This window comes from Nakamurella sp., assembly GCF_048594475.1.
Lineage (GTDB): Bacteria > Actinomycetota > Actinomycetes > Mycobacteriales > Nakamurellaceae > Nakamurella.
In genome coordinates, this window is sequence record NZ_JBMDXT010000218.1 from 1 (window position 1) to 23,047 (window position 23,047).

12 protein-coding genes, 1 tRNA gene and 1 pseudogene are annotated in these 23,047 nt (G+C 67.0%); 7 read left to right on the plus strand and 7 right to left on the minus strand.

The window, feature by feature from the left end:
- Positions 1-272 precede the first annotated feature (272 nt).
- Positions 273-347: transfer RNA gene (locus tag ACOJUF_RS10210), tRNA-Ile, on the plus strand.
- Positions 348-730: 383 nt separating this feature from the next.
- Here ACOJUF_RS10210 and ACOJUF_RS10215 read toward each other — a convergent pair.
- Positions 731-1,288: a relaxase domain-containing protein gene (locus tag ACOJUF_RS10215; RefSeq protein ID WP_420121746.1), complete on the minus strand. Its 558-nt coding sequence runs from the start codon at positions 1,286-1,288 to the stop codon at positions 731-733.
- Between the two features lie 92 nt (positions 1,289-1,380).
- On the opposite strand from ACOJUF_RS10215, the gene ACOJUF_RS10220 reads away from it, so the two are divergent.
- From ACOJUF_RS10220 to ACOJUF_RS10230, 3 genes are all read left to right on the plus strand, one after another.
- Entirely contained in the window at positions 1,381-1,611 is a 231-nt protein-coding gene (locus ACOJUF_RS10220; RefSeq protein ID WP_420121747.1) for a UPF0158 family protein, read from the plus strand.
- Entirely contained in the window at positions 1,608-1,748 is a 141-nt protein-coding gene (locus tag ACOJUF_RS10225) for a hypothetical protein (RefSeq protein ID WP_420121748.1), read from the plus strand. Before ACOJUF_RS10220 ends, ACOJUF_RS10225 begins: the two co-directional genes overlap by 4 nt.
- Positions 1,749-2,250: 502 nt before the next feature.
- Positions 2,251-5,199 carry a sigma-70 family RNA polymerase sigma factor gene (locus tag ACOJUF_RS10230; protein ID WP_420121749.1) on the plus strand — a complete coding sequence of 983 codons (2,949 nt, stop codon included), beginning with the start codon at positions 2,251-2,253 and terminating at the stop codon, positions 5,197-5,199.
- A 24-nt stretch (positions 5,200-5,223) separates the two neighbouring features.
- Here the strand turns inward: ACOJUF_RS10230 and ACOJUF_RS10235 are convergent, their stop codons facing one another.
- Positions 5,224-6,279 carry a DNA cytosine methyltransferase gene (locus ACOJUF_RS10235; protein WP_420121763.1) on the minus strand — a complete coding sequence of 352 codons (1,056 nt, stop codon included), beginning with the start codon at positions 6,277-6,279 and terminating at the stop codon, positions 5,224-5,226.
- A gap of 123 nt (positions 6,280-6,402) precedes the next feature.
- Here ACOJUF_RS10235 and ACOJUF_RS10240 point away from each other — a divergent pair, with 123 nt between their 5' ends.
- Positions 6,403-6,840 carry a very short patch repair endonuclease gene (locus tag ACOJUF_RS10240; protein WP_420121750.1) on the plus strand — a complete coding sequence of 146 codons (438 nt, stop codon included), beginning with the start codon at positions 6,403-6,405 and terminating at the stop codon, positions 6,838-6,840.
- Positions 6,841-6,864: 24 nt separating this feature from the next.
- Here the strand turns inward: ACOJUF_RS10240 and ACOJUF_RS10245 are convergent, their stop codons facing one another.
- From ACOJUF_RS10245 to ACOJUF_RS10265, 5 genes and pseudogenes are all read right to left on the minus strand, one after another.
- Entirely contained in the window at positions 6,865-8,004 is a 1,140-nt protein-coding gene (locus ACOJUF_RS10245; RefSeq protein ID WP_420121751.1) for a hypothetical protein, read from the minus strand.
- On the minus strand, positions 8,001-9,842 hold the full coding sequence (gene drmB / locus ACOJUF_RS10250) for a DrmB family protein (RefSeq protein ID WP_420121752.1): 1,842 nt from the start codon (positions 9,840-9,842) through the stop codon (positions 8,001-8,003). Before drmB ends, ACOJUF_RS10245 begins: the two co-directional genes overlap by 4 nt.
- A complete protein-coding gene (locus tag ACOJUF_RS10255) occupies positions 9,839-13,000 on the minus strand; it encodes a helicase-related protein (protein ID WP_420121753.1) in 3,162 nt (1,053 codons plus the stop codon). Before ACOJUF_RS10255 ends, drmB begins: the two co-directional genes overlap by 4 nt.
- A gap of 828 nt (positions 13,001-13,828) precedes the next feature.
- Positions 13,829-14,023, minus strand: a complete 195-nt coding sequence (locus ACOJUF_RS10260; RefSeq protein ID WP_420121754.1) for a hypothetical protein — start codon at positions 14,021-14,023, stop codon at positions 13,829-13,831.
- A gap of 317 nt (positions 14,024-14,340) precedes the next feature.
- Positions 14,341-15,051: pseudogene (locus ACOJUF_RS10265) on the minus strand (AAA family ATPase).
- Between the two features lie 262 nt (positions 15,052-15,313).
- Here ACOJUF_RS10265 and ACOJUF_RS10270 point away from each other — a divergent pair.
- Positions 15,314-18,190, plus strand: coding sequence for a helicase-related protein (locus tag ACOJUF_RS10270; protein WP_420121755.1), 2,877 nt, complete (start codon positions 15,314-15,316; stop codon positions 18,188-18,190).
- Between the two features lie 91 nt (positions 18,191-18,281).
- Positions 18,282-23,033, plus strand: coding sequence for a class I SAM-dependent DNA methyltransferase (locus ACOJUF_RS10275; RefSeq protein WP_420121756.1), 4,752 nt, complete (start codon positions 18,282-18,284; stop codon positions 23,031-23,033).
- The last annotated feature ends 14 nt before the right edge of the window (positions 23,034-23,047 follow it).

A 23,047-nucleotide genomic window follows, 5' to 3' on the forward strand; every position in this document is an offset into this window, starting at 1 on the left:
TTGGTTCAATACCCGCCGACTGCACTCCTCGATCGACTACCTGCCACCCGTCACCTACGAGCAGCTGTACCGTCAGCAGACCAGCACCCCGACCGGGAAGGCTGCGTAACCCCGAGCCTCCAGCGAATCCAGGGCGATTCAATGCGTCGCGGCCGGTAGTCCCCCTGTTCGACGGTGGGGATCCGGCATCCGCGCGGCGCGCGGGCGGGTCCGCCTCCGCGGTGGGCCAGGGGAGCGTCGACCGACTCCCCGGCTGACGTAGGGTCTTCGCCGGGGCGGTAGCTCAGTTGGTCAGAGCAGCGGACTCATAATCCGTCAGGTCGAGGGTTCGAGCCCCTCTCGCCCCACGTTTGTGCAGGTCAACGTCTTGGTCCAATCACGTGGCGAGATGATCTTGAAAAACTCGCCACAACACATACGTCATGCTGCATATCGCGGACGTCACCAGATGACTCAACGCGAGACATTCCACGGTGGGGCCAGTAGCCCTTGCTGGACCTCTCCTGTGAGCGTTTCGTAATCATGTTGATGCGTGTGCTGGGGGGTTGCGTCCGGTCGTCGCCACCGCCAGTGTGACCAGTAGTCCAGGTCGACCGGGCCATGGCCACCGAGTCGACGACATCCGCCGCGATCGACGTCACGGTCTCCTCGACACGTCCGCCGCGCGCCCGAGGCGGGGAGCGTGGCGGCCGCCGCACCAGTGACCACCACCGCCCAGGCTGCCGGGTCGTCATGATCGAGAACGTGAGCGGCGGTCTGAGCCCTTTGCTGGACGGATTCTGCGAGACTGGGTGCGTTCTTGGTGTCGCGGTTGGTCAGGGTCAGGTGCTGGCGGATCCGGTTGATCGCGTTCGTGTTGGGTCGCCGCCCGGCCCGGAGCACCACCTGGGTGATCGTGGTGTCGACGCCGACTTCGATGTCGGCGGATCATTGGGAGTGGGCGGCGATCAACGCGTCGGGTACTCCGGTGAGTTCGCGGGCGGCGCGGCGGTTGCTCCTGTCGTTCGCGGTGGTCCCAGGTCAGGCCGGTTCGGCGGGTGATCTCGTCGGCCAGCAGCAGGTTGTAGGTCTCGGAGTAGGCGACCGCGGCCTTGTGCAGAATGGCTGAGTCCAGGATCCGCCGCCGTCCGTCCGGACCCTGGACGCGGTTGGCGACGGTGACGCGAGTGTGCAGTTGCGGGTCGCCGTTGTGGCCGGAGTGCCGGAGGGCGACCCGACGTTCGGTGGCGGCCCGGGTGGATCTGCTGACCGGCCAGGTGTGGCCCGCAGGCGGCGATCGACTACGCACGGGAGACCGGCGAAGAGGACGAGGACGAGTCCGACGACCCTGGTTGGTGGCTGTGGGTGCATTGCGAGGGTTCCCGCGCCGGGTATCGCGACATGGTGCAGTTCACTGGCACCGTCGACGACCGCGACCGCGCTGACCGGTTGGGCATCGCGATCGACGGTCGTGGGGCGTTCCGCCGGTTCAAGGACGTGCTGGCCCGGTGGTCCGGCGAACTCGACCGGTGGTACGGGTATGTCGACGACCGGCAGCGCGGGCGGGCCCGGGCGTGGCTCGCGGACGCGGGCTACCGCCCTGCATGGCCCATAGATCCACCCGCTGGATGACCAACGTGGCCAGACAGTGGCGACCTGCGATCGCCACGCCACACTCGCTGCTGCTCGGGTTCGGACCGGAGGGCATCTCGATCGAAGCCGAACGCAACGCGGTGATGGAACGAAGCCTCGACCACCTGCTGCGGTGATGGCCGATCGGCTTCCCCACGACATACTCATACAGCGATCGGCCATCGGGCGGTTTGCGGTCAGTTGGAGCCTGACGGCAGTGGGCTTGAACTCGTCATCCACCCTCTGGCTGAGCATCGGCTGCCACGGTTCATCCGTCGTAGCGCCCGGCGCGGGGGCCGGCCACGACTCGCAACGTGCTGGCCACGTCCCGCGCGGCGCAGGCGCTTAAGGGGCCACCATCCTCGATGGCTGGCCTTCTCCTGAGAGGAGCGGGCATCGCCTTATGGAACCATGTTCGAATCCGAGGGCGAGAAATGCGTAGGCGGCGATAGAGTGTTCGTTCCCATCGGAACACACATGTCACTGTCGGAGGGCACGCCTATATTCCAGTGACGAGCGAATCGATGTTCTGGGTTGATGATTGGGAGGTCGGCAATGAGCGGGGGGCGATCGGTCGGGAGTGTCGATGATCGCAGGCGGGCCGATCGAGATGCGGGGACTACGTTTCTCGGGGGTGACGTGAGCCGAGCGCAGCCGAATGGGAACGCCGAGGTACTGAACCCCAGCATCCACAGCATTCCTGATCTCATCGGCGAGGGGCCTCCGCCGATGACGAACGACGAGTTCGAAGAGTTGTTGGCGCTGACCGGCTCGATCGGCCTGGAGAGGGCCGTTGAGGCCACACGGAGTCTGCCGAACGCGGGTTCGTTGCCGACGGCCGAACGCTTCGAGCAGATGATCGCCGCGGCTCGGTACCGCGGCGTCGGGCTCCGACGCCTGGAGGAGATGGGGGTTCCGACCCAAGCGATCGCCGGGGCCCAATCGCATCAGATGCGCGCGTTGGCCGAGGAGCTCCGGTCCACGGCACGGAACAGACTCAGGACCGAGCGCGACGCCATCCTCGACCCTCTCATCGCGAGATTGGACGAAGAGCCCGGGCGAATTCGAGACTGGGCTGTCGTCATCGAAGAGCTGAACTCGATGATCCACGACATCCAGGCTCTCGAGTCCAACCTCCGGGGGCACCGTGTTCGCTTCGGGGCCGGGATCGACGACAACTGGCTCAACGACATGGCCGAGATCCGAGGACGGCTTGTCGCGGGTTCGAGGGTCGGACTTTTCGACCGTGCGTCGCGTCGTACCTTGGCAGCCTGCGAAGTGGACGGTCACCGCCCGGCTACGGTGGCCGAGATCGACACCTGTCTGGCCGCGGCGTGGCGCTCCCGCAGAATCGAATACCTTCTGCAGCGCTGGCATCATGTCGCACGGCAACACGGATTTCCAATGCCTTGGCCGGGCGACACTGTTCAATTTCTGCGGCAGATCGGCGCGATGCGGTTGGCGATCATGGTGGCCGCTCGTCGCGTTGAGATCATCGCCCGATTGCGCGTGAACGGCTTTCACGCGATGAATCCTCGCGCGGCTGCCGAGATGGACCGAGCCGCGTCCATCGTCGAATTCGCCGGGGTACTCGCCGAGCGGAAGTCCATCGCCGAGCAGTTCGACGCGCTCGCCGACACGCTCAGGGCGGCCGATCCCGATGGATCATCCCGGGTGTGGTCGGAGCTGCGTGAGGCGGTCGACCGGGCGGATCCGGCCAGATGGCGGGAGGCGACCGCGCGAGTTCAGTGGTTGATCTCGATTCGACCGCAGGCAATGCGGCTGGTGAGGTTGCACCGCCGGCTCGGCGCGGCGGCGCCGCAGTGGGCGCGGGCACTGGCTGTCACTCCACCCCACGGCGACGGCTCACCGGACCTCGCCGCAATGTGGCGCGCTCGGCAGGCGGAACTGCATCCTCCGCTGCAATCGAGGCTGACAGCCTCGGAGGACCCGGCGCCTATGACCGCTGCTGCCGATCCTCGAGCTGTAACACCGTCGAGCTCTGCGATCGTCGACGAGTGGACGATCATCGATACCGGCGTCGTATCCACGGTCCAAGGGACCGGGACCCCGCCGGCGGTGACAGCAGCGGACTCACCCGGCGCCTCGGGGGCAATTCCGGCCATCGCCAGGCCTGCGCCGGGGGCCCGCCGAATCGATGAGATCGGGAACGCTGCGGTCGGTGAAACGCCTCCCTTCCCGGGTCTCGTTCTTTTCGGGAACAGCGGGCCCGCGGAGAGGGGACCCGGCGACAGACCCGCGCGGGAGCAGCAAAAGGCCGAATTGTCGCCCGGTGGGGAGGCAATCCAGACCGGTGTGGATACGCCTTTCCTCTCCCGGACCGCCGAGGAAATCGATCGACCCGGTCGAGCAAATGCGCGCCTGCTCGCGCTGGCGCGGGCTCACTCCGTCTGCGCCAGTGACGCCGACACTTTTCGACACGATCTGGCGAGGCTGTTCGGCGTCACTCCGGGCGACGAGGCGGTCCCGACGTTCGACAGATTCGATCCGTCTCCCACTGACGCTTCCTACAGCGCCGTCGAGAAGCTCGCGGCTTCGGTCCTCAAAGTGGACGAGGAAGGAGACCTCCCGCCGATCGGTGCCGATGATGGCGAAAATTTGGATCGGGAAGACGCAGAGTTTGTCGATGTCAACCTCCTCGATGAGGTGGACTCGATCGGCTTTTATCTGGGTCAGATGCGCCGATACCCGCTCCTTTCCGCCGAGGATGAGGTCCAACTCGGCCGTTGGATCGAGGCCGGTGAATATGCCGGCGCGCTGCTGGACGGTCTGGTTGCTGAGCGCGTATCCGCGGGCGTGTGTCTGCCGTCGGATCTGAGGGCAGTCCAGAAGCGCGGTGCCGAGGCCAAGAAGCGGATGATCCTTTCGAACCTCCGGTTGGTGGTCAGCATCGCCAAGCGCTTCTGCGGCCAGGGTCTGGACTTCCTGGACGTTATCCAAGAAGGCAACATCGGACTGATCCATGCCGTGGAGAAGTTCGACTTCACCAAGGGATTCAAGTTCTCAACCTATGCGTCCTGGTGGATTCGACAGGCGATCAATCGGGCGATGGCCGACCAAGGTCGACTGATTCGGATCCCGGTACACGCCGTCGAGGAGATCAACAAGCTATGGCGGATACGACATGAACTGGAGGGCACGCTCGGCCGTGACCCGTACCTGCATGAGGTTGCCGACGCGAGTGGATTGACGACTGAGAAGGTTCGAGAACTGGAAAGGTGTGCCCAAATGCCCGTCAGCCTCGATCGCTGTGTCGGCGATGGTGGGGACTCCGCTCTGGCTGACTTCGTCTGCGACGAAGACTGCTCCGATCCGTACGGATTCGTTGCGTCGCGCGAATCGCGCGATGCCATGGAGCTCATCGTTGGGGGGTTGAGTGAGCGGGAAGCAGGGGTGATCAGGCTCCGCTATGGGATGGCCGATGGGTCTCGTCACACGTTGGACGAGATCGGGACTGTATACGGCGTCACACGGGAGAGGATTCGCCAGATCGAGTCCAAAGCGCTGGAGAAACTGCGGAAAGATCCGGTCAAGAATGCGCTTCGAGACGCGATGACCGCCGCTTGATCGAGACGGCCCAGGTCCGAGGGATCATTCGTCCTGGCCGGCAAGATGTCGCGCGATCGCCCGCGCCAATGGAATGGGAACGGCATTGCCGATCTGCCGACCGATCGAGGTCTTGGTGCCGACCCATTTCCGCAGCGGCGAGAAGCCCTGCAGCAATGCCGCCTCGTAATGGGTGATGGCCCGGTGCTCTTCCGGATGCAGGTACCGGCCCTTCTCCGGCTTCCAGAACTCCGTTCGGATGGTGACCGATGGTCGATCCCACCACAGACGCCCCATCACATCGCCGGAGCCCTTGGTGTGGGTTCGCCAGCACGGCGCTTTCAGGTCGTCGGGCAGGTCGAAGCGGTTGCCGCCCGTTGGAATCGCCCGGATGCGTCTCCGTGATTCCTCTTCGTAATGCCGCCCGAGGTGAAGCTGAACGGTGCGGAAGACCCCGGGTCGCTCTGTTCCGTCCGCGGTCGTGGTCCGAGTGGCCGGTAGATCGTCGCCGCCAAGGGTGGCCGCCACGTCCTTCAGTGCCCATCGGACGGTGCGGTGCCGTCCGACATGGCTCGCCCTCGGCATGCCGGGCGCGGCAAGGTCACGGTGGTGGCCAATGAGAATCGTCCGACGACGTGCCTGGGGAGCCCCATAGTCGGCCGCGTTGAGTACCGCGGCCTCGACGTCGTAGTCGGCGAGGAGACCGCCTTTCCGGGTGGACTCCCGAAGCTCGGCCAACTGCGGCGATTTCAGGAATGTCGCAACATTCTCCAGGACGAAGTACCGAGGACGCGATCGATCGATGACCTGCGCGTAGTCCTGCCAGAGTCGGTTGCGATCGTCCAGTTCGTCGCGCCGGTTCAACAGGGAGAAGCCTTGACAGGGAGGCCCGCCGACGACGACATCGACCTCCGGGACATCCTCGGACTCGAGCCAGGCGTGCACTGTCATGGCGTGGACCTCGACATCGGAAAACGTCGCCCGATAGCTGGCAGCGGCATCGCGGTCGAGCTCGACCGCCGCCACCGACCGGAAACCACTCGCCTTGTGAAAGCCCTCGGTGAGACCCCCCGCACCTGCGAACAGGTCGAGTACCGTCATCGGGGTGCGAGCCTTCCGGGATCGGTCATCCTGTTCGGCCGGGTCCGAGGACGAACTGGTGATCGAAGGCACGAACGCATGGTAGCCGGCCACACCGACATTCCCGGCACCGACGCCCCGCCGATGTCGGACCCGACGGGCAGGGTGGGGTTGTCGACGACGCCGGACGTGTCCGCGCGGATGTCTCGGCAGGTCACCAGGGACACCGCCCCTGAGCTGGCCCTACGCCGTGAGCTGCACCGGCGCGGGTTCAGATTTCGCAAGGAGTGGGCGGTGCCGGGGATGCCGCGGCGCCGGATGGACATCGCCTTCACTCGCAAACGGGTCGCCGTCTTCGTCGACGGCTGCTTCTGGCACTCCTGTCCGATGCACGCGACGGCGCCGCGGGCGAACGGCGCCTGGTGGTCGGCCAAGCTGAACCAGAACGTGATCCGGGACAGGGCGACCGACGACCACCTGACCGAGTTGGGCTGGCTCGTCGTCAGGGTGTGGGAACACGAGGCGCCCGATGTCGCCGCCGACCGGATCGTTGGTGCATTAACCGACCGGCCGACGCGCTGATCCGGACCCGGCCGGTTCCCCGGGTCATTTCGACGATCGTCGCGGGACGGCCGGGGCCGCGAGCACGTCCTGGATCCGGTGAATCTGCAGCGTCAAGGGATCGACGTCGGGCAGCCCGGCGAGGACCCGCGGCGTCACCAGGTCCTCTGTCGCGAAGACGATCGTCCGTTGCGCCGCCCCGCAGGCGCGGGTGAGTGCATCGACCAGATGCTCGCTGTCGGGGCGGTCGAGGCGGTCGGCGAGCCCGGCGACGATCACGACGTCGAACTCGTTGCCGCGGACCCAGCGATCCTCCGAGAGTTGGATGACCGGCCCGGCGCTCTTGCTGGTGGGTGGTCGAGTGACCCCGCCGAATAGTGGGAGGTATAACCGCTCGTCGACGGCCCGGCGCATCCGGGCACTCAGCTCGCCGAATTGTTCTTGGTGCAGGCCGACGACCGCGATGCGCTGCTTCTTGTCCCGACGGGCGAGCCGCGCGACGAATGCGGTGAGCAGCGTCGGGTTCGACGCCAGCAGGCACAGCGCCGGTTCGTCCGACGTCCGATTGGTCGGCTGCTGCGGTCGTCCGCGCAGGCCCGCGGTCAACCGCGCGGCCGGCGGTAGCAGCCGGTGTGACGACCCCAGCCCGATGCGGTTCCAACCCTGCCCGTCGACCCACTTCGCCGTGGTCCGACGATCGACGTTGTCCCCGACGACCATCACATCCGGGTCCACCGTCATCGTGACCGCCGGATCGAACAGCCGCGCGAACTCAATCGCGCGCACCGGCTGATCGTGGGCGTCGTCGAACAGCACGGCCCAGCCTCCCGAGACGCTGCGGATGTCGCGCTCGACAGCGCGCATCGTCAGTTGCACCCAGCTGTCACTGTCGGTCGGTCGTACCGGACCGGTCCCGGGGAGAAGCAGTCCCGGCAGTTCGCCGGCGGTCACCACCCGGAGCCGATCGCCGACCCGGTCGTCGAGGGACGCAAGAAGGCGGAACTTCCGAAGCAAATCCGGGACGACGATCAGCGCGGTGTGACCGATCGCGACGCGGATCAGTGCTCGGTACATCGCCACTGTGGACCGCCCGGAGCCCACCGGCCCGGTGACGACCAGCGGCCGATCCAGTGGCGCTTCCAGCGCGGCGTCCTGTTCCGGCGTCAGCTGCTCGTAGGTGATCATGTCGAGTTGGCGGCGACGGCCTGTTCGAGGGTCAGGGCGATGACGTCCTGGAAGAACCCCGGCACGCCGTCGCCGCCGATCAGCAGAACCCGGTCCAGCAGATGGTTCCCGCATTCGCAGCTGGTTTCGGGGACCAGGGCGCAGGCGTGGCAGGCGGCGTGCGAGAGACCCTCGCTGCCGCTGTGCCGCTGTTCACCGCACAGCGGGTCGGACGAGCACCAGGCGGCGTCGGCCAACGTCTCGAGTAGTGTGCGGGCCAGATCGGGCTGGCGTCCGCGGCGGACGAGCCCGCCCATGGTTCCCTCGGCATCGCCGGACGAGGTGTAGACGAGCAGGCCGCACATGGCCGTCGGTCCGTTCTGCGCGTAGATGCGATCTCGCAGCGCCGTTGCGCCGTAGCCGGATTCGAAGGCGAGCCGCCGAACCAACAGATGAGCCAGAGTGTGCACGAGCACGAACCGGGGGAGCAGTTTGGTTCCGACGAGATGGAGGAACCTGGGCGCCATCTTCGGCGGCTCGAGGAGGGTCGCCAGTCCCTCGACCTGCTGTCGGACACCCGGGTCGCGCTCCCATGCCTTGACCCGTTCCTCGTCCAGTGAGAGGAAGATCCCCTCACCGAAGACCTCGATCGCCGGATGCCACAGCTTCCCCGACTTGGCCGGCTGCCCACGTCGGCGACCGTCCGACCGGACCATCGTGTCCAACTCGTCCGGCGAAACCCGGTGAAATCCCTCGAACGCCCGCACCTCACGGAGGCGCTCGACGAGCACGACGTGGTCGATCAGCCGGTCGAGCGCAGCCTCGGCGCCGGCGCCACCGGCTTCCACGAGCGGCTCGGGCCGCGAGATGAACTCACCGGTATTCATGCCCTGCGGCGCGTCGAAGGCGACCCACTCCCCGGTCACCAGGGATGCCCGATCCACCGACGGGGCGGTCGTCCCACCACCCGCCATCGCGGCCTTGACGACCGAACGGACGAACAGTTCACTTGTCGACGTCTCGGATGCGATGTTGGTGATCAGGACCGACGCGAGGGTATCGTTGCCGGCCTTGAACGCCTCGTACGCGGCGAGGAAGTAGGGGGAAGCGCGAACGGCCTCGGATCCGTCCGAACTGCCGATCTTCTCGTCGTCACTGGGGACTTCGATGGATGACCAGACGGATGGGTAATAGACGTTGCTGGCGCCGCGTTGAACGGCCCGAGGTGGTGCGTCGCAGGATTCGCTGACCCAGCTCCACGGATTGCGGCCGCGGCAAACGGACTTGAGCTGCTGGGAGAGGAAGTCGGGATCGGTGATGTGGCCCAGGTTGCGACGCTGATTGCAGGAGGCGCACTTGACCACCAGGCTTTCCAGCCCTGTGGTGCCAGATCCCTGATCGACGTCGAAGCGCAGGTCAGGACTGCCGCACGGCACGGATCCCTTCGCGCTGTGTGCGAAATGCTCCCAGTTGACGTCGTCGAGGTGGCCGTTCTCGCAGACCTGCACGATGCGCATGGGCACCAGACGCGTCTTGCAGTACTTGCACGTCGGGGTCGCGTCGACCTGTTCGTCCTGACGCCGACGATGGGTCATCCGGCGACAGTGCTTGCAGAACAACCAGGTCGGAAAGCGGGCGAACGGTAGGCCCGGGCCGCCGCTGCGGAACCTGTCGCCATCGACGGCAGGGGCGCTCCGGAAATCGGCGTCGAGCGCCAGCGCGAGCCGTTTCGACTCGATCGCCTCAGCGCCGCGCCACTCCTCGGTGGCGGCGAGCACGAAGGACTCACCGTTGATGTCGATGATCGCGCCGACCCCGAACGGCGAGATCGTCTGTGACTGGCGGACGTGCCTTATCATTTCTTCGCCTTCTTCGAGTTGTTCTCGCTCCCCAGGACTCGCACGACCGATTCGCGGTCGACATTGCGCATCGAGCGCATCGTCGGCGTGCCCTCGCCGGGATTGTTGAAGTCCTTCAACAGCCGGGGGCTCCCCTTCGACGTCGAACTGAAGCGCAGTGTCTCCCCACACTGGTCGGCATCGGCGGCCGACCGCCGCCAGGAGTCCAGGAAGCTCTCGAGATCCCGCCGGACTCCGTTCTGTTCCGACCGGTCCACGGCGGCCGCGACCGCGACCAGTTCCGCCACGAAGCCGTCGGCCTCGGCCGCACGGTCGTCGATCGCCCCCGCCGAGTTGTCCGCGGCAAGGCCGGCGAGGTGACGCATTAGGATCACGAACGAGGCGTGCAGGGCGCGGGTCCGCGCCTGAGGCGAGTACGGCGTCACCGATGTCGGCTCGACATACCGGTAGAGCGCCGAGTGGTAGGCCTGGAACGACTCGTAGTGCGATCGGTCCCGCGGGCGGGTCGAGCGGAACAGACCGACCACGAGGCCGGGCAGTCGGCGACCGACCCGGGACGTCGCCTGGATGTACTCCGACGTCGACTTCGGCTGCCCGTTGACCAGCATCAGGCCGAGACGGGGGACGTCGACCCCGACGGACAGCATGTTGGTGGACGCGAGCACGTCGACCGCGTCGGCCTCACCCGCTCGTTGGGCGAGTTGGCGGAGCAGGTCGGGCTGCCGGTGCCGTTCGACATTCGAGGTCAACTCGACCACCTCGCCCGCCGACCGTTTGCCGCCCTGGAACCGGGACTCCAACCGTTTGGGGATGTCGTCGCCGGCCATGGTGACTGTTCGTCCGAGTTCCCGCAGTGAACTGTGGTAGACAACGAGAGTCCAGTACAAGTCGAGGTCGTCACCGGTCAGGCCGAGGGCGCGGGGCGCTTGCAGCATGGCCGACGCGGTGTGGACGGTCGCGGTGTCGGACGTGTGACCCTGCGCCATGATGCCGACGTAGAGTCGCCCGGGCCGGGTGTCGTCCCGTTGGGCGAAGAAACTGTTGTCGGCGTCGAGGCCGGGCGGCGGGAAGATGCCGGACTCGCGTCCGTAAAGGCCGACGAGCTGTTCCGCCGATCGGCGGACGGTCGCGGTGCTGGCCACCACCTTGGCCGGTGCGCCGTCGTACTGGCAGAGTCGTTGGATCGCGTGCTCGTACAACGCGACGACGGTGCCGAGAGGACCGGTCAGCAGGTGCATCTCGTCCTGGATGATCAGGGTCGGCGGCAGGTAGGTCCCGTGATCCCCGAAGAGCGCGCCACCTCTGGTGTTCCAGGCCAGATCGGCGAACTTGTCGACCGTGCCCAGCATGAAGGTGGGCTTGGCTTCGTACACGTCGTCATCGACGACGTGAACCGGCAACTCGTCGTGGAATTCGCAGTCGCTCCGTGGGCAGCGGAAGCGGACGGTCCCGCCGTCGTCGATTAACCCCCAGGCACGGTCGGGGGCATTCACGCCTCCGGCGGGCACGATCTGGGTGCCGCACCAGGGGCAGCGCTCCAGCAGGAAAACACTGTCCGGCTTGGGATCCTCTTTCATGGCGGCGAGGTGGGCCATCGCGTCGTGCGATCGGTTGGGGGTGGTCGCATCGCCGGCCCAGATGCCGATCGACACCGGACTGCGGCCGAGCCGGTCGTCGTCGTCGTTGCGGCGCAGGTATTCGCAGGCGACGACCAGGCCGGCCGCCCGCTGGAACTGCTGGGTGGTCAGCAGACTGAGCGTGTACCGGGACAGCACGGTGGTTCCACCGCCGCGGTGCTTGTACTTGAGCCGCCGATGGAAGATCTCGAAGGCGGCCAGCAGCAGGTAGGCCTCGGTCTTGCCGCCGCCTGTCGGGAACCAGAGCAGGTCAACGGTCGCCCGGTCGTCCGAATGCGGATCGACCAGGTCGTCGACGACGGTGAGGAAGAACCCCAGCTGGAACGGGTACCAACGGCGCCGCTTGATGTCCGAGGCCGCCAGGTCGGCCGGCTCAGCGAGTGTGCGAAGCCGCCCGGCCAACGACTCCTCCGCGTGGAACGCCTGCAGCGACATCGCCCGGTTGGCCAGGCGGAAGGCCTGCATCGGCTGAGGATCGTCACCGGCGAGCCGGTCGATGCCCCTGCGCATCCGGCCGATGACCTCGCTGATCCTGCCGCGGATGCGGACGGCGGCCGCGCGTTCCCGGACGGTATGGAAGCGGTCGACATGAAGCCGGCTCGACCATCCCTCGTAGGCGTCGACGAAGCCGCGCATTGCGTCGATCACGTCATTGGTCGGGGCTTCCGTGCAGTACCGCTGATCGAGCACATCGGCGGGGACCGGAATGTCCGGCGTCACCGGGGCTACCTCGTACCAGGGCATCACCTCGGTCCGGACGGACCGGACGGCGTCCTGGCCCGGGGCTGGCGTATCCCACATCGCGGCGCAGCCGTGCCCGACCGCGAAGGCCCGGGCCTGGAGGTAGCGCAGCCGGAGCTCGTCGGCCTCGTCGTCCGCTACCGCTGCGGCCGGTGACGGGTATTCCAGGATGTGCCCCTCGACGGCCTCGACAGAGAACCCGCACTGGAACAGCTGTTCCTCCCAGCGCCGAGCCGGGTTCTCGTTGCCGGCCGAAGCGGCGTTGCGCAATGTGATCGTGAACATGTGGCCCCGTCCCAGCGGTCGCCGGAGCACGTCCAACCAGGCCATGCCCGAGAACACCGGATTCTTGCCGGCTTCGTCGACGGCGAGGTTCTCGTCGGGGAGCGGCTCGCGGACCCACTCGCGTGACCGGGTCCGTTTGCCGTTGTCGTCGGTGCCTTCCACCGTCTCGACCAGGTATCGGGCCGCCCGGGCCTGCACCGTGAGCCGGGGAGCGTCGGTGTAGAACGACAGACCCATGCTGACCGGCAGGAAGCCCCCGGTCCAAGTGGTCGTGGGCTCCTCGTCCTCGGCGTCGTCCGCGGTGGGGTTGTGCGCGGTGTGGTCCTCGGAGACGACACCCTCGACCTCGTCAACGACCACCTCGTCGACGTCCGAACCCGGACGTAACTCGGGTGGGAAGAGGGTGCCCATGAGGTACCGCCGATTCGGCGGTTCCAGCAGCCGCTCACGCTCCCCACCGGCCGGACCGACCAACTCGGTCCGCAGAAACTCCACGAAACCCGCCCGAATTGCCGCCGGCTTCGACACATGCCCAATCCCCATCCCAACCCCTCTGTTCATGCTGCGGACGATAGGGGGTCTCTCTGACATTCCGCCTCCTCAGCGCAGTGGACACCGTTTCCGTCGTGGATCAGGAATTCGAAGACTCCCGGGTGAACAGGACCGGATCCCGCCGAACACCTAAGGCCACGGCTGTCGGCCGGCCGGATCTACAATCATCGGCGCCATGACGGTGTGCCACCCATGCAGATTCGGCATGGTTCCAGTCCGTCCTGCCTGGCTGTCTGCCTGGACAGCTGACGCATTCTGGAATTGCCATGGCCGGTCTCCAGCGACTTCGCGCGCGGCACGGTCAGGGCATTGCAGTCCGTTCGGGCGTGGTAAGTGCTTCCCAGGCGGGTGGCGAAGACGACGTCGCCTGCGCGCCTGTCGCGAAGGCCGTGCTCACACCATTCCCGTCGCATGTCGCACCGATCGCACCATGGATCCGTCGCGGGAGCCCGCGGAGTTCGACTCGACGTCGGGGATTCTCGTGGCGGTCCCGACGGACCCGCTGGAGCCGGTGAATCGAAGCGCGGAGTTGGTGGCTGCGGTGCCACCCGTGGCCGCTCCTGCCGCCGTTCGAGTCCGAGAAGCCGCCTCAACCACCCCATGGCACCCCCTGCGCTCGCGTCCAACCCTAGCGAGATGGACAAGGACCGGTCGCAGAAAGTCAATAGCCCGCGTATCGACGGCGTCCAGACGCTGCGGCCTACCGTACCGCCGAGCCAGCCGGAATCTGACGAATCCGAACAGCCGCGCGGTGCAGGCTCTCGCTCACGGTCATGCCTCGGCGACATTCCATACGGTCGAGGTGAACTCGTTGATCCGGGTGACGTACAGCGGGTCGGTGCGGGATCCGGTGGCGGTGACATCCGTCCGGATCGACTTGGACCGCGACCGGCCGCACAGGGCCAGCAACGCATGCTTTGCGTTGGGAAATGCCTCGGGGTCGCGCGGGATGGCGGCGGACGGCACTTTGAAACAGTCGGCGAACCCTCACGGTCGGCGAGAAGCCACGCCTCGGACATCGAGTGGGCGATGCGCAAACAGAACTGGGGATGCCACAACGAGATGGCCGCCGTGAGTCGCGCGCGCAGGATGACCGGACACTGCGAGTCGGAGTCGCGGAAGACGACCCACGGGTGTCGGGCGGCGATGTTGAACTTCGGGATCAGCGGGTCGAGCCTGGTCTTGCCGCCCGCGACGCGGACCTGGTGAACCCAGTGACCCGTGTGTGTCACGACAGCTCTGGCCACCTCGCGATCGGATTCACCCGTCGACGACGACGTTGATCACCGACGCTTGCCCTGGCCCACGGCGATCAGGCCGGCCAGGTCGTGCGAGGCGATCAGGCCGTTGACGGTGTCGGAGATCGGCAGCTCCGCGGCCAGCTCACCGTGAGCGTCCGTGATGCCTGCCAGCACGTCGGCGATCGAACCGTCCGGGGTGACCCGCAGGACCAGAACCTCGTCGGGCCGCACCCCTTCGTGATCGAGCAGTTCCGGTGCGCGAGTGGTCACAAACGCCTGCAGCAGCGGCCGGTCGCGCTGGGCTGTCGCGAGGACAGTTGACAGCGTTCATCTGGGCAATGAAGTCCGCTCCGTACGGGAGCTGCTGGTTGGCGGCGATCTGCTCCAGGTGGGTCTGAGTGAGCCGCTCCCGGTCGACCTTGTCCTCCGCGTCCGGCCGGTCGAGGATCACAACCCCGTTCTTCTCGACCCGTTCCTCGTCGACGTTGGGCCGGTTGCGCCCCCCTCGCCGCGGATGGCCAGCCGGTACCGCCAGCGGTCCTCGCCGTCGCCGAGGCGCAGGTCGAGGATCAGCCGGCCGCCTTGGTTGTTGCGGGCGAACAGGCTGCGCACCTTGCTGATCCCGCCGCGCCGTTCGATCTCCGCGGACAGCTCACCGCCCGCACCGGCGATGTCGCCGAGAAATCGGAACAGGTCGAGCAGGTTGGACTTGCCCGATGTGTTCGGCCCGACGACGAACAGTCGATTGTCGATCGGTCACTCGAGTCGCTTGAAGTTCCGCCAGTTGTACGCGGTCACGTGCGTGATGCGCATGTGACCCCCTTCGTACTAGCTGACCCTCGACGTCACGATAGACAGCGCATCGTGGTGTCATACAGCGCATTGTGGCGCCGTCCGATCCGTGCACGAGCGCCGGAGCGCAGCAACCGACGATTCGCCGGTTGCTGCGCGTAGCACGGCCGATACGATCGGCCGGGGCGAGGGCCGCCCGACGCGAGCTGGGGGGTGCGCGGTGGTGACAACGACCGATCCGTCGACCGAGTCCGACCTCGCGATCGCACCGGGCTCGGTGGTGGTCGTCCGGGACGAGGAGTGGCTGGTCCGGGAGACCGAACAGACGGCCGACGGGCTGCTGGTGCACGTGCAGGGGCTGACCGAACTGGTCCGCGACACCCGGGCGTGCTTCTACCAGTCCCTCGACGACATCCGCCCCCTCGACCCGCGGGCGGCGCGGGTGGTCGCCGACGACAGCCCGCGGTACCGCAGGTCCCGGGTGTGGCTGGACTCGATGTTCCGGCGCACCCCGCTGCCGCTGGCCGATCCGACGCTGACGGTGTCGACCCGGGCGCTGGCCGACCCGCTGGCCTACCAGCGGACCGCGGTCCGCAAGGTGCTCGATCCGTCGAACATCCGTCCCCGGGTGCTGCTGGCCGACGCCGTCGGGCTGGGCAAGACCCTGGAGATCGGGATGATCCTGTCCGAGCTGGTCCGCCGCGGCCGGGGCGAGCGGATCCTGATCGTCTCCCCAAGGCACGTGCTGGAGCAGATGCAGCGGGAGATGTGGGCCCGCTTCGCGTTGCCGTTCGTCCGGCTGGACTCGGCCGGCATCCAGCAGGTCCGGCAGAAGCTGCCGGCCACCCGCAACCCGTTCACCTACTACAAGCGGGTCATCGTCTCCATCGACACCCTCAAATCGGACCGGTACGTCGCCGGCCTGCAGCAGCAGCGGTGGGACGCGGTCGTCATCGACGAGTCGCACAACCTGGCCAACTCGCTGACCCTGAACAACCGCCTGGCTCGCATCCTGGCCCGCAACAGTGAGGCACTGATTCTCGCGTCGGCCACGCCGCACAACGGCCGCAAGGACTCGTTCGCCGAACTGATCCGGCTGCTGGACCCGGCGGCCGTTCCGGCCGGTGGGGACCTGCCCCGCGACGCCGTGGAACGCCTGGTCGTCCGGCGGCACCGGCACAGCCCCGAGGTGGCCGGCGTCGTCGGCAATGACTGGGCCGAGCGGCTGCCGCCGAACAACATCCTGATCCCCGCATCGCCGGCGGAGGACGCGGTGGCCCACGAGCTGGCCGACCGGTGGCTGTTCCCCGGCCCGGGGGGATCCCCGTACAGCGGCGCCCGCGGCAGCCTGTTCCCTTGGACCCTGGCCAAGGCGATGCTGTCCTCGCCGGCCGCGCTGGCCGAGACGATCCAGCAACGGTTGCAGCGCCTCGACGATTCCGCCGACGCCGAGGCCGAACGGCACGCACTGAAGAACCTGGGCAAGCTCACCGCCGACGCCGTCCGGGAGCCGTCGGCGAAGTACCTGCGCCTGGTGCAGCACCTGCGGCAGATCGGCGTCGGCCGCGGATCGGCGACCCGGGCGGTGGTCTTCGCCGAACGCATCGCCACCCTCAAGGACCTGCAGAAACGACTGCCCAAAGACCTCGGCCTGACCGACGACGCCGTCCGGATCATGCACGGCGGGCTGCCCGACGACCAGCAGCAGGACCTGATGGAGTCGTTCAAACAGGCCGGGTCGGAGATCCGGGTGCTCGTCACCGGCGACGTCGCCTCCGAAGGCGTCAACCTGCACGTGCAGTGCCACGAGCTGGTGCACTACGACATCCCATGGAGCCTGATCCGGATCGAGCAGCGCAACGGCCGCATCGACCGGTACGGGCAGCGGGAGTCCCCGCGGATCACCGCTCTGGTCCTCGAACCCAGCCACGAACGGTTCCGCGGCGACCTGCGGGTGCTGGCCCGGCTGATGGACAAGGAGCACGAGGCGCACACCGCCCTCGGTGACGTCGCCTCGCTGATGGGGGAGTACTCGGTCAGCGCCGAGGAGGACGCCATCCGCGACGTGCTGGCCGGGGAGGGGTCGCTGGACGAGGTGGTTCGGCCGGTTGAGGACGTCATCGACGGTGACGACCTGGCGTCGTGGTTCGCCGACTTCGACTTCGAGGGCGCCCCCGACGCCGCGGTGACCGGCGGCGACAGCGAGGACGACCGGGGCACCGGCTTGTATCGGGAGGAGATCGATTACCTCGACGATGCGCTGCGCGCCGGACCGTTCGATCCGACCGGCCCGGCCGCCGCCGGTGGGGTGCAGTGGACGATGGACCGCGACTTCGGCGTCGCTCAACTGGTGCCCCCGCCGGACCTGGTCCAGCGGTTGGAGGTGCTGCCACAGACCTACCTGGCCGAACGTCGGGTCACCGAGAAACTCACCCTGGCAACCACTCTCACCCGCGGCAAGGACCGTTTGACCGCGGCGAGCGCCGACCGGGACGGTTCCGGCTGGCCCGACGCGCATTTCCTCGCGCCGCTCCACCCGGTGTTGGACTGGGCCGCCGACCGGGCCCTGGCCACCCTGGGCCGCAACCAGGTGTTCGCCGTTCGCGGCACCGTCCAGAACCCGACCGTGCTGCTGCTCGGCACCCTGACCAACCGCCGCGGGCAGGTGGTCGCCACCGGCTGGCTGTCCGTCGAGTTCCCGGACGCTGGAACGCCGTCCTTCGGCCTGGTCACTACCCACCCGTCGGCGGCCGAAGCCCTGCGCGACCTTGGCTTGGCGCACGAACGCAGCAACCCCGGTCCGGTCGCCGACGCGACCGGCCTGCAGCAGTTCATCGGCCCGGCGGTCGACCTGGCCCGGTCCACGATGTCCGGCACCCTGGACGCGGCCGCGGTCCGGGTCGCCCAGGTCGTCGAGGAGAGGTCGAAGCGACTGGCCCGCTGGGAATTCGAGGCAGACGCCCTGATCCAGCGGAGCGCGGTCAAGCAGCAACGGACCGGCGTCCGGCAGGAGCAGGAGTTGGTGGCGGCCATGGCCCCGGACCGGCAACTTGTCCGCCCGCTGGTGGTCGTCGTCCCGGACGAGGAGGGCCGGCTATGAGCGAGGCATTCCGAGCGAGTCATCGAAGCGCTCGCCGCGGCGGCCGAGCCGGCGACGCCGAGCGCGCGAGGCATTCCGGGAGGGCGGCGCGGTGAGCGCGTGGCCGGCACTGGTCGTCGGGGAGGGGTGGATCTCCGAGCACTATTTCGGCAGTGATGCCGGGGCGGGGTCGTTCCGGGCCGAGGTGTTCAAGCGACGCAAGGAGTGGGACGAGGAAGCGGCCGCCGACCGCCCGACCCCGCGCAGCCGCTTCACCCGGGAACGGCAGAGGCTCGAAGCCGATCTCGGGCTGCTGGGCGCCGATCTCGCCGCCGGCACCGCCGGCACGGCCACCGATGAACGCGCCGCCGCGATCGGAACCGCGCTGGTCACAATCCTGGAGTGGGACGGGCACGGCCTCCACCACCGGGTCGACGGCCCGGTCACCCGGGTCGGCGCACCGGGGGTACCGGACCGGACTGCGGTGGCCCTGGTGCAGGCCCGTCCCGTCCTCGATGTCGAGACGATCCTCGACCGGGACGCCGACACGCTGACCCGGCCTGTGGTGTTGGACGAGGAACGGCCGGCATTGACGTCCGCGTCGCGGCTGGTGTCCGCCCTGTTCGTCGACGACGACCCTCCCGCGTTCGTGCTGGTCCTGGCCGGTCGCTGGGTGCTGCTGCTGGAACGCGACAGGTGGGCCGAGGGGCGGTATCTCGCGGTTGACGTGCAGACGGTCTGCGAGCGGAACGACGCCGCCCGGGCCGGCGAGATCGACCGGATGCTGTGCTGCCTGAGCGCACCGTCGGTCGCGCCCGGTGCCGACGGCCAGGTCTGGTGGAAGCAGATCCTGGAGGAGTCGGTCAAGCACACGGTCGGCGTGTCCAAGGACCTGCGCGACGGGGTGCGGCTGTCCATTGAGCTCATCGCCAACGAGGTGGTCGACCGCCGCCGGGCCGCTGAGCTGCCGCCGCTGCCCGCCGACCAGGCGCAGCCGCTGGCCGTGCAGTCGCTGCGGTTCCTGTACCGGATCCTGTTCCTGCTGTACGCCGAGGCCTCCCCGCACCTGGGGGTGCTGCCGGTCGGCGCCGCTGAATACGACCAGGGCTACAGCCTGGACCGGCTCCGGGAACTCGTGCAGGTGACGCTGGCCACCGAGCAGGCCCGCAATGGGACTCACCTGTACGAGTCGCTGGGCGCGCTGTTCCGGCTGGTCGACCGCGGCCACACCCCGGCGGTCGTGTTCGACCCCGACGACGACGGCGACCCCAAGGCCGCCGCGAGCGAGGCGGCTTTCGGAGCCGGTCTGACGTTCCACGGGCTCCGGGCGGACCTGTTCAAGCCCGAGGCGACGGCCCACATCGACGCGGTCGGATTGGGCAACCAGACCCTGCAGAAGGTGCTGCAGCACCTGCTGCTCAGCAAGGAGAAGCGCGGCCGGGACCGCGGATTCATCTCCTACGCCGAACTCGGCATCAACCAGCTCGGCGCCGTGTATGAGGGCCTCATGTCCTACACCGGCTTCTTCGCCGTCGAGGACTTGTACGAGGTGGCCAAGGACGGCAACTCGGAGAAGGGCTCCTGGGTGGTGCCGGTCCGGCGCAGCGACGGCATCGACGCCAAGGACTTCGTCAAACACGAGGACGAGCTGACCCATGAGATGAAACCGGTGCTGCACCGCAAGGGCCGGTTCGTCTTCCGGCTCGCCGGCCGGGAACGTCAGCAATCGGCGTCGTACTACACCCCGGAGGTACTCACCAAGTTCACCGTCGGCCAGGCCCTCGCCGAGCTGCTGGATCAGGACGGGAAGACAACTCCGGCGGCCGACATCCTTGAGATGACCGTGTGCGAGCCGGCTCTCGGCTCCGGAGCGTTCGCCATCGAGGCGATTCGCCAGCTCGCCGAGCAGTACCTGACCCGCCGGCAGTCTGAGCTGGGGGAGCGGATCGACCCGGACCACTACCCCCGCCAACTGCAGCAGGTCAAGGCATACCTTGCGCTGCACAACGTGTACGGGGTCGACCTCAACGCCACCGCGGTCGAATTGGCCGAGATCTCCATCTGGCTCGACACCATGGCCGAGGGCCTGGCCGCACCCTGGTTCGGCCTGCACCTGCGGCGCGGTAACTCGCTGATCGGCGCCCGCCGGGCAGTGCATCCGCGGGCCGACGTGTCGTCGAAGGCGTGGCTGACCGCGATCCCGCGGGATGAGCCGCTCACCTCGCTGGTCGACGACATCGAGCACGAGCGGGTCGGCGGCGGCCTCGGCGGCGCCATCCACCACTTCCTGCTCCCCGCCGACGGTTGGGGCTCCGCGGTCGAGGCCAAGGAAGCGGTCGCGCTGGCACCGGACGCCGCGAAAGCGCTGAAGCAGTGGCGCACGAAGGTCAAGGCCAAGCTGACCCGGAAAGAGGTCGACGACCTCACCGAGCTCGCCCACCGCGTAGAAGTGCTCTGGCAGTTCGCGTTTCGCCGGCTCGAGGTCGCCGAGCGGGAGATCCGTCGCTCCATCCCGGTCTGGGGCGCGAACGCCCTGCCGGTCGGCGGTGCGGTACAGCGGGAGCAGATCGAGGCCGCCCTCGCCGACCCGAACGGTGCCTACCAACGCCTCCGGCTGGTGATGGATGCCTGGTGCGCGCTGTGGTTCTGGCCGCTCACGGACGCATTGACGAAGCGGGACAGCGACGATGCGGAGCCCATCCCACCGCCGGACCTGGCGGAGTGGATCGCTGGGCTGCAGTCCGTGCTCGGTCGGAGCCCGGAACTGCGGCGGCCCACTCAGCGCGGCAACCGCACCCTCGGCGAAATCCGGGACTGGGACGAACTCGGCCAGGCCGAGGAGAACGAACTGCTGCTCGCCGGCGCGGTGCCGATCGACACCGTCGTGCAACGCCATCCGTGGCTGCGGGTGTGTCGTGACCTCGCCACGCAACAGGGCTTCTTCCACTGGCAGCTCGAGTTCGCAACGGTTTTCGCAAAGCTGGGTGGGTTTGATCTTCAGCTTGGGAACCCGCCTTGGGTCCGACCCGACATCGATGTCGAGGCTCTCATGGCGGAGTCCGACCCCTGGTGGGTCCTGGCAATCCGACCCACGCAATCTGAAGTGCGCGAAATGCGGCGTCGCACCTTGGCCAATTCTGGCGCCTCAGAGATCATAGTGAACGGCGCATCGGAATTGGCATGCATTGGCAGTTTCGTAATCTCTCCCGCCGATTACCCCTACACGGCTGGCCTCAGGCCGGATCTGTATCGCGCCTTTATGCAGCAGGCCTGGCGCAATGCATCAGAAAATGGGATAACCGGCCTAATCCATCCAGAGACTCATTTCACCGACGAAAAAGCCGGCCGATTGCGAAGGGGATCATACAGGCGATTGCGCCAGCACTGGCAGTTCATAAATGAGCTGCATCTGTTCGAGGTCCATCACCTGGTCTCTTTCGGAGTGCATATTTACGGGTACGAAAGAGATCCAGCATTCAGGACTGCCACCTCCCTTTATCGACCGGAAACCGCTGTCCACTCGCTAGTCCATGACGGCAGCGGACCAGTGCCCGGCCTGAAGAACGAGGCTGGCCAATGGGACGTCACGCCGCACCGTGCAAGAATAATTCTTGTTGATATCAAGGTCCTGGCGTCTTGGCGCGAAATTCTCGATGCCGACAGCGTGCCTTCCGAACAAGCTCGCATGGTTTACTCGGTCAACAGGTCGGTGGAAGCGGTCGTGAGCAAGCTGACGCATGCACGTCGAATCGCCGGTCTTGGCCTCAACTTCTCGGGCGGGTGGAACGAAACAACCGATCGTCAGAAGGGCAGATTTGACGTCGAGTGGGGCGAGCCGTCGTCCTGGGATGACGTCATCCTGCAGGGACCCCACTTCCATGTCGCTAATCCGTACTATAAGAGCCCGAATAGCACCATGCGTAACAATCTTGACTGGTCGCTTGTTGATCTGGAAGCTTTGCAACCTGATTCCATTCCAACAACGTCCTACAAGCGTTCGGGTGATCGTTATGGCTATGATTGTGCCTACACGGATTGGGGTGACGACGACCGACCACAGCCATCTCGCGACTACTTTCGAGTGGCCTGGCGAAAAATGGCGGCGAACACGGGCGAGCGAACATTGATCACTGCAATCATTCCGCCGGGAGGTGCGCATATCGATGCGGTCCTCTGCCTTGGATCACCGTCCGTCGATGCCAGGCGACTTGCGGTGGTCGCAGGGCTCACGGGCTCGCTATTGTGCGACTTTTCAGTTCGAGTTTCTCCCAAAGCAAATATTCGCTATGCGACGATCGACCGCTTGCCGTTGGTCGATCTTGAGCACCCCTTGGTTGATGCCTTAATCCTGCGTACTCTACGGTTGAATGCGCTGACAGAAGCATACGGAGATCTTTGGTCTGGGGCCTTTTCGAATTCCTTCGCAGCCGACTCCTGGACATGGTCGAATCCGGCCTGTTGGGTAGTGGATCTGGGTGCCGTGGGCCACAAATGGAATTCGCAGGTAGCGCTGCGTCGCGGGGCGGTGCGCAGACAGGCACTACTCGAGGTGGACGCATTGGTTGCCCTGATGCTCGGCGTCACCGTCGATGAACTCTGCATCGTCTACCGCACCCAGTTCCCCGTCTTGTTTGGCTACGATCGCAACCGCGACTTCTACGACTCCAACGGCCGTCTCGTGCCGACCAGCGTGATCCAGGTGTGGAAGCGCAAAGGCGACGCGATCGACGAGGACGAACGCACCGCGACCAATGCGTCGGGCTACACCTATACGTACGAGCTGCCGTTCTGCACGCTGGACCGCGAGCACGACATGCGCGTCGCCTACGCGGAGTTCGAGCGACGGTTGGCGCAGCGCGCATGAGCGATGCCACCCGA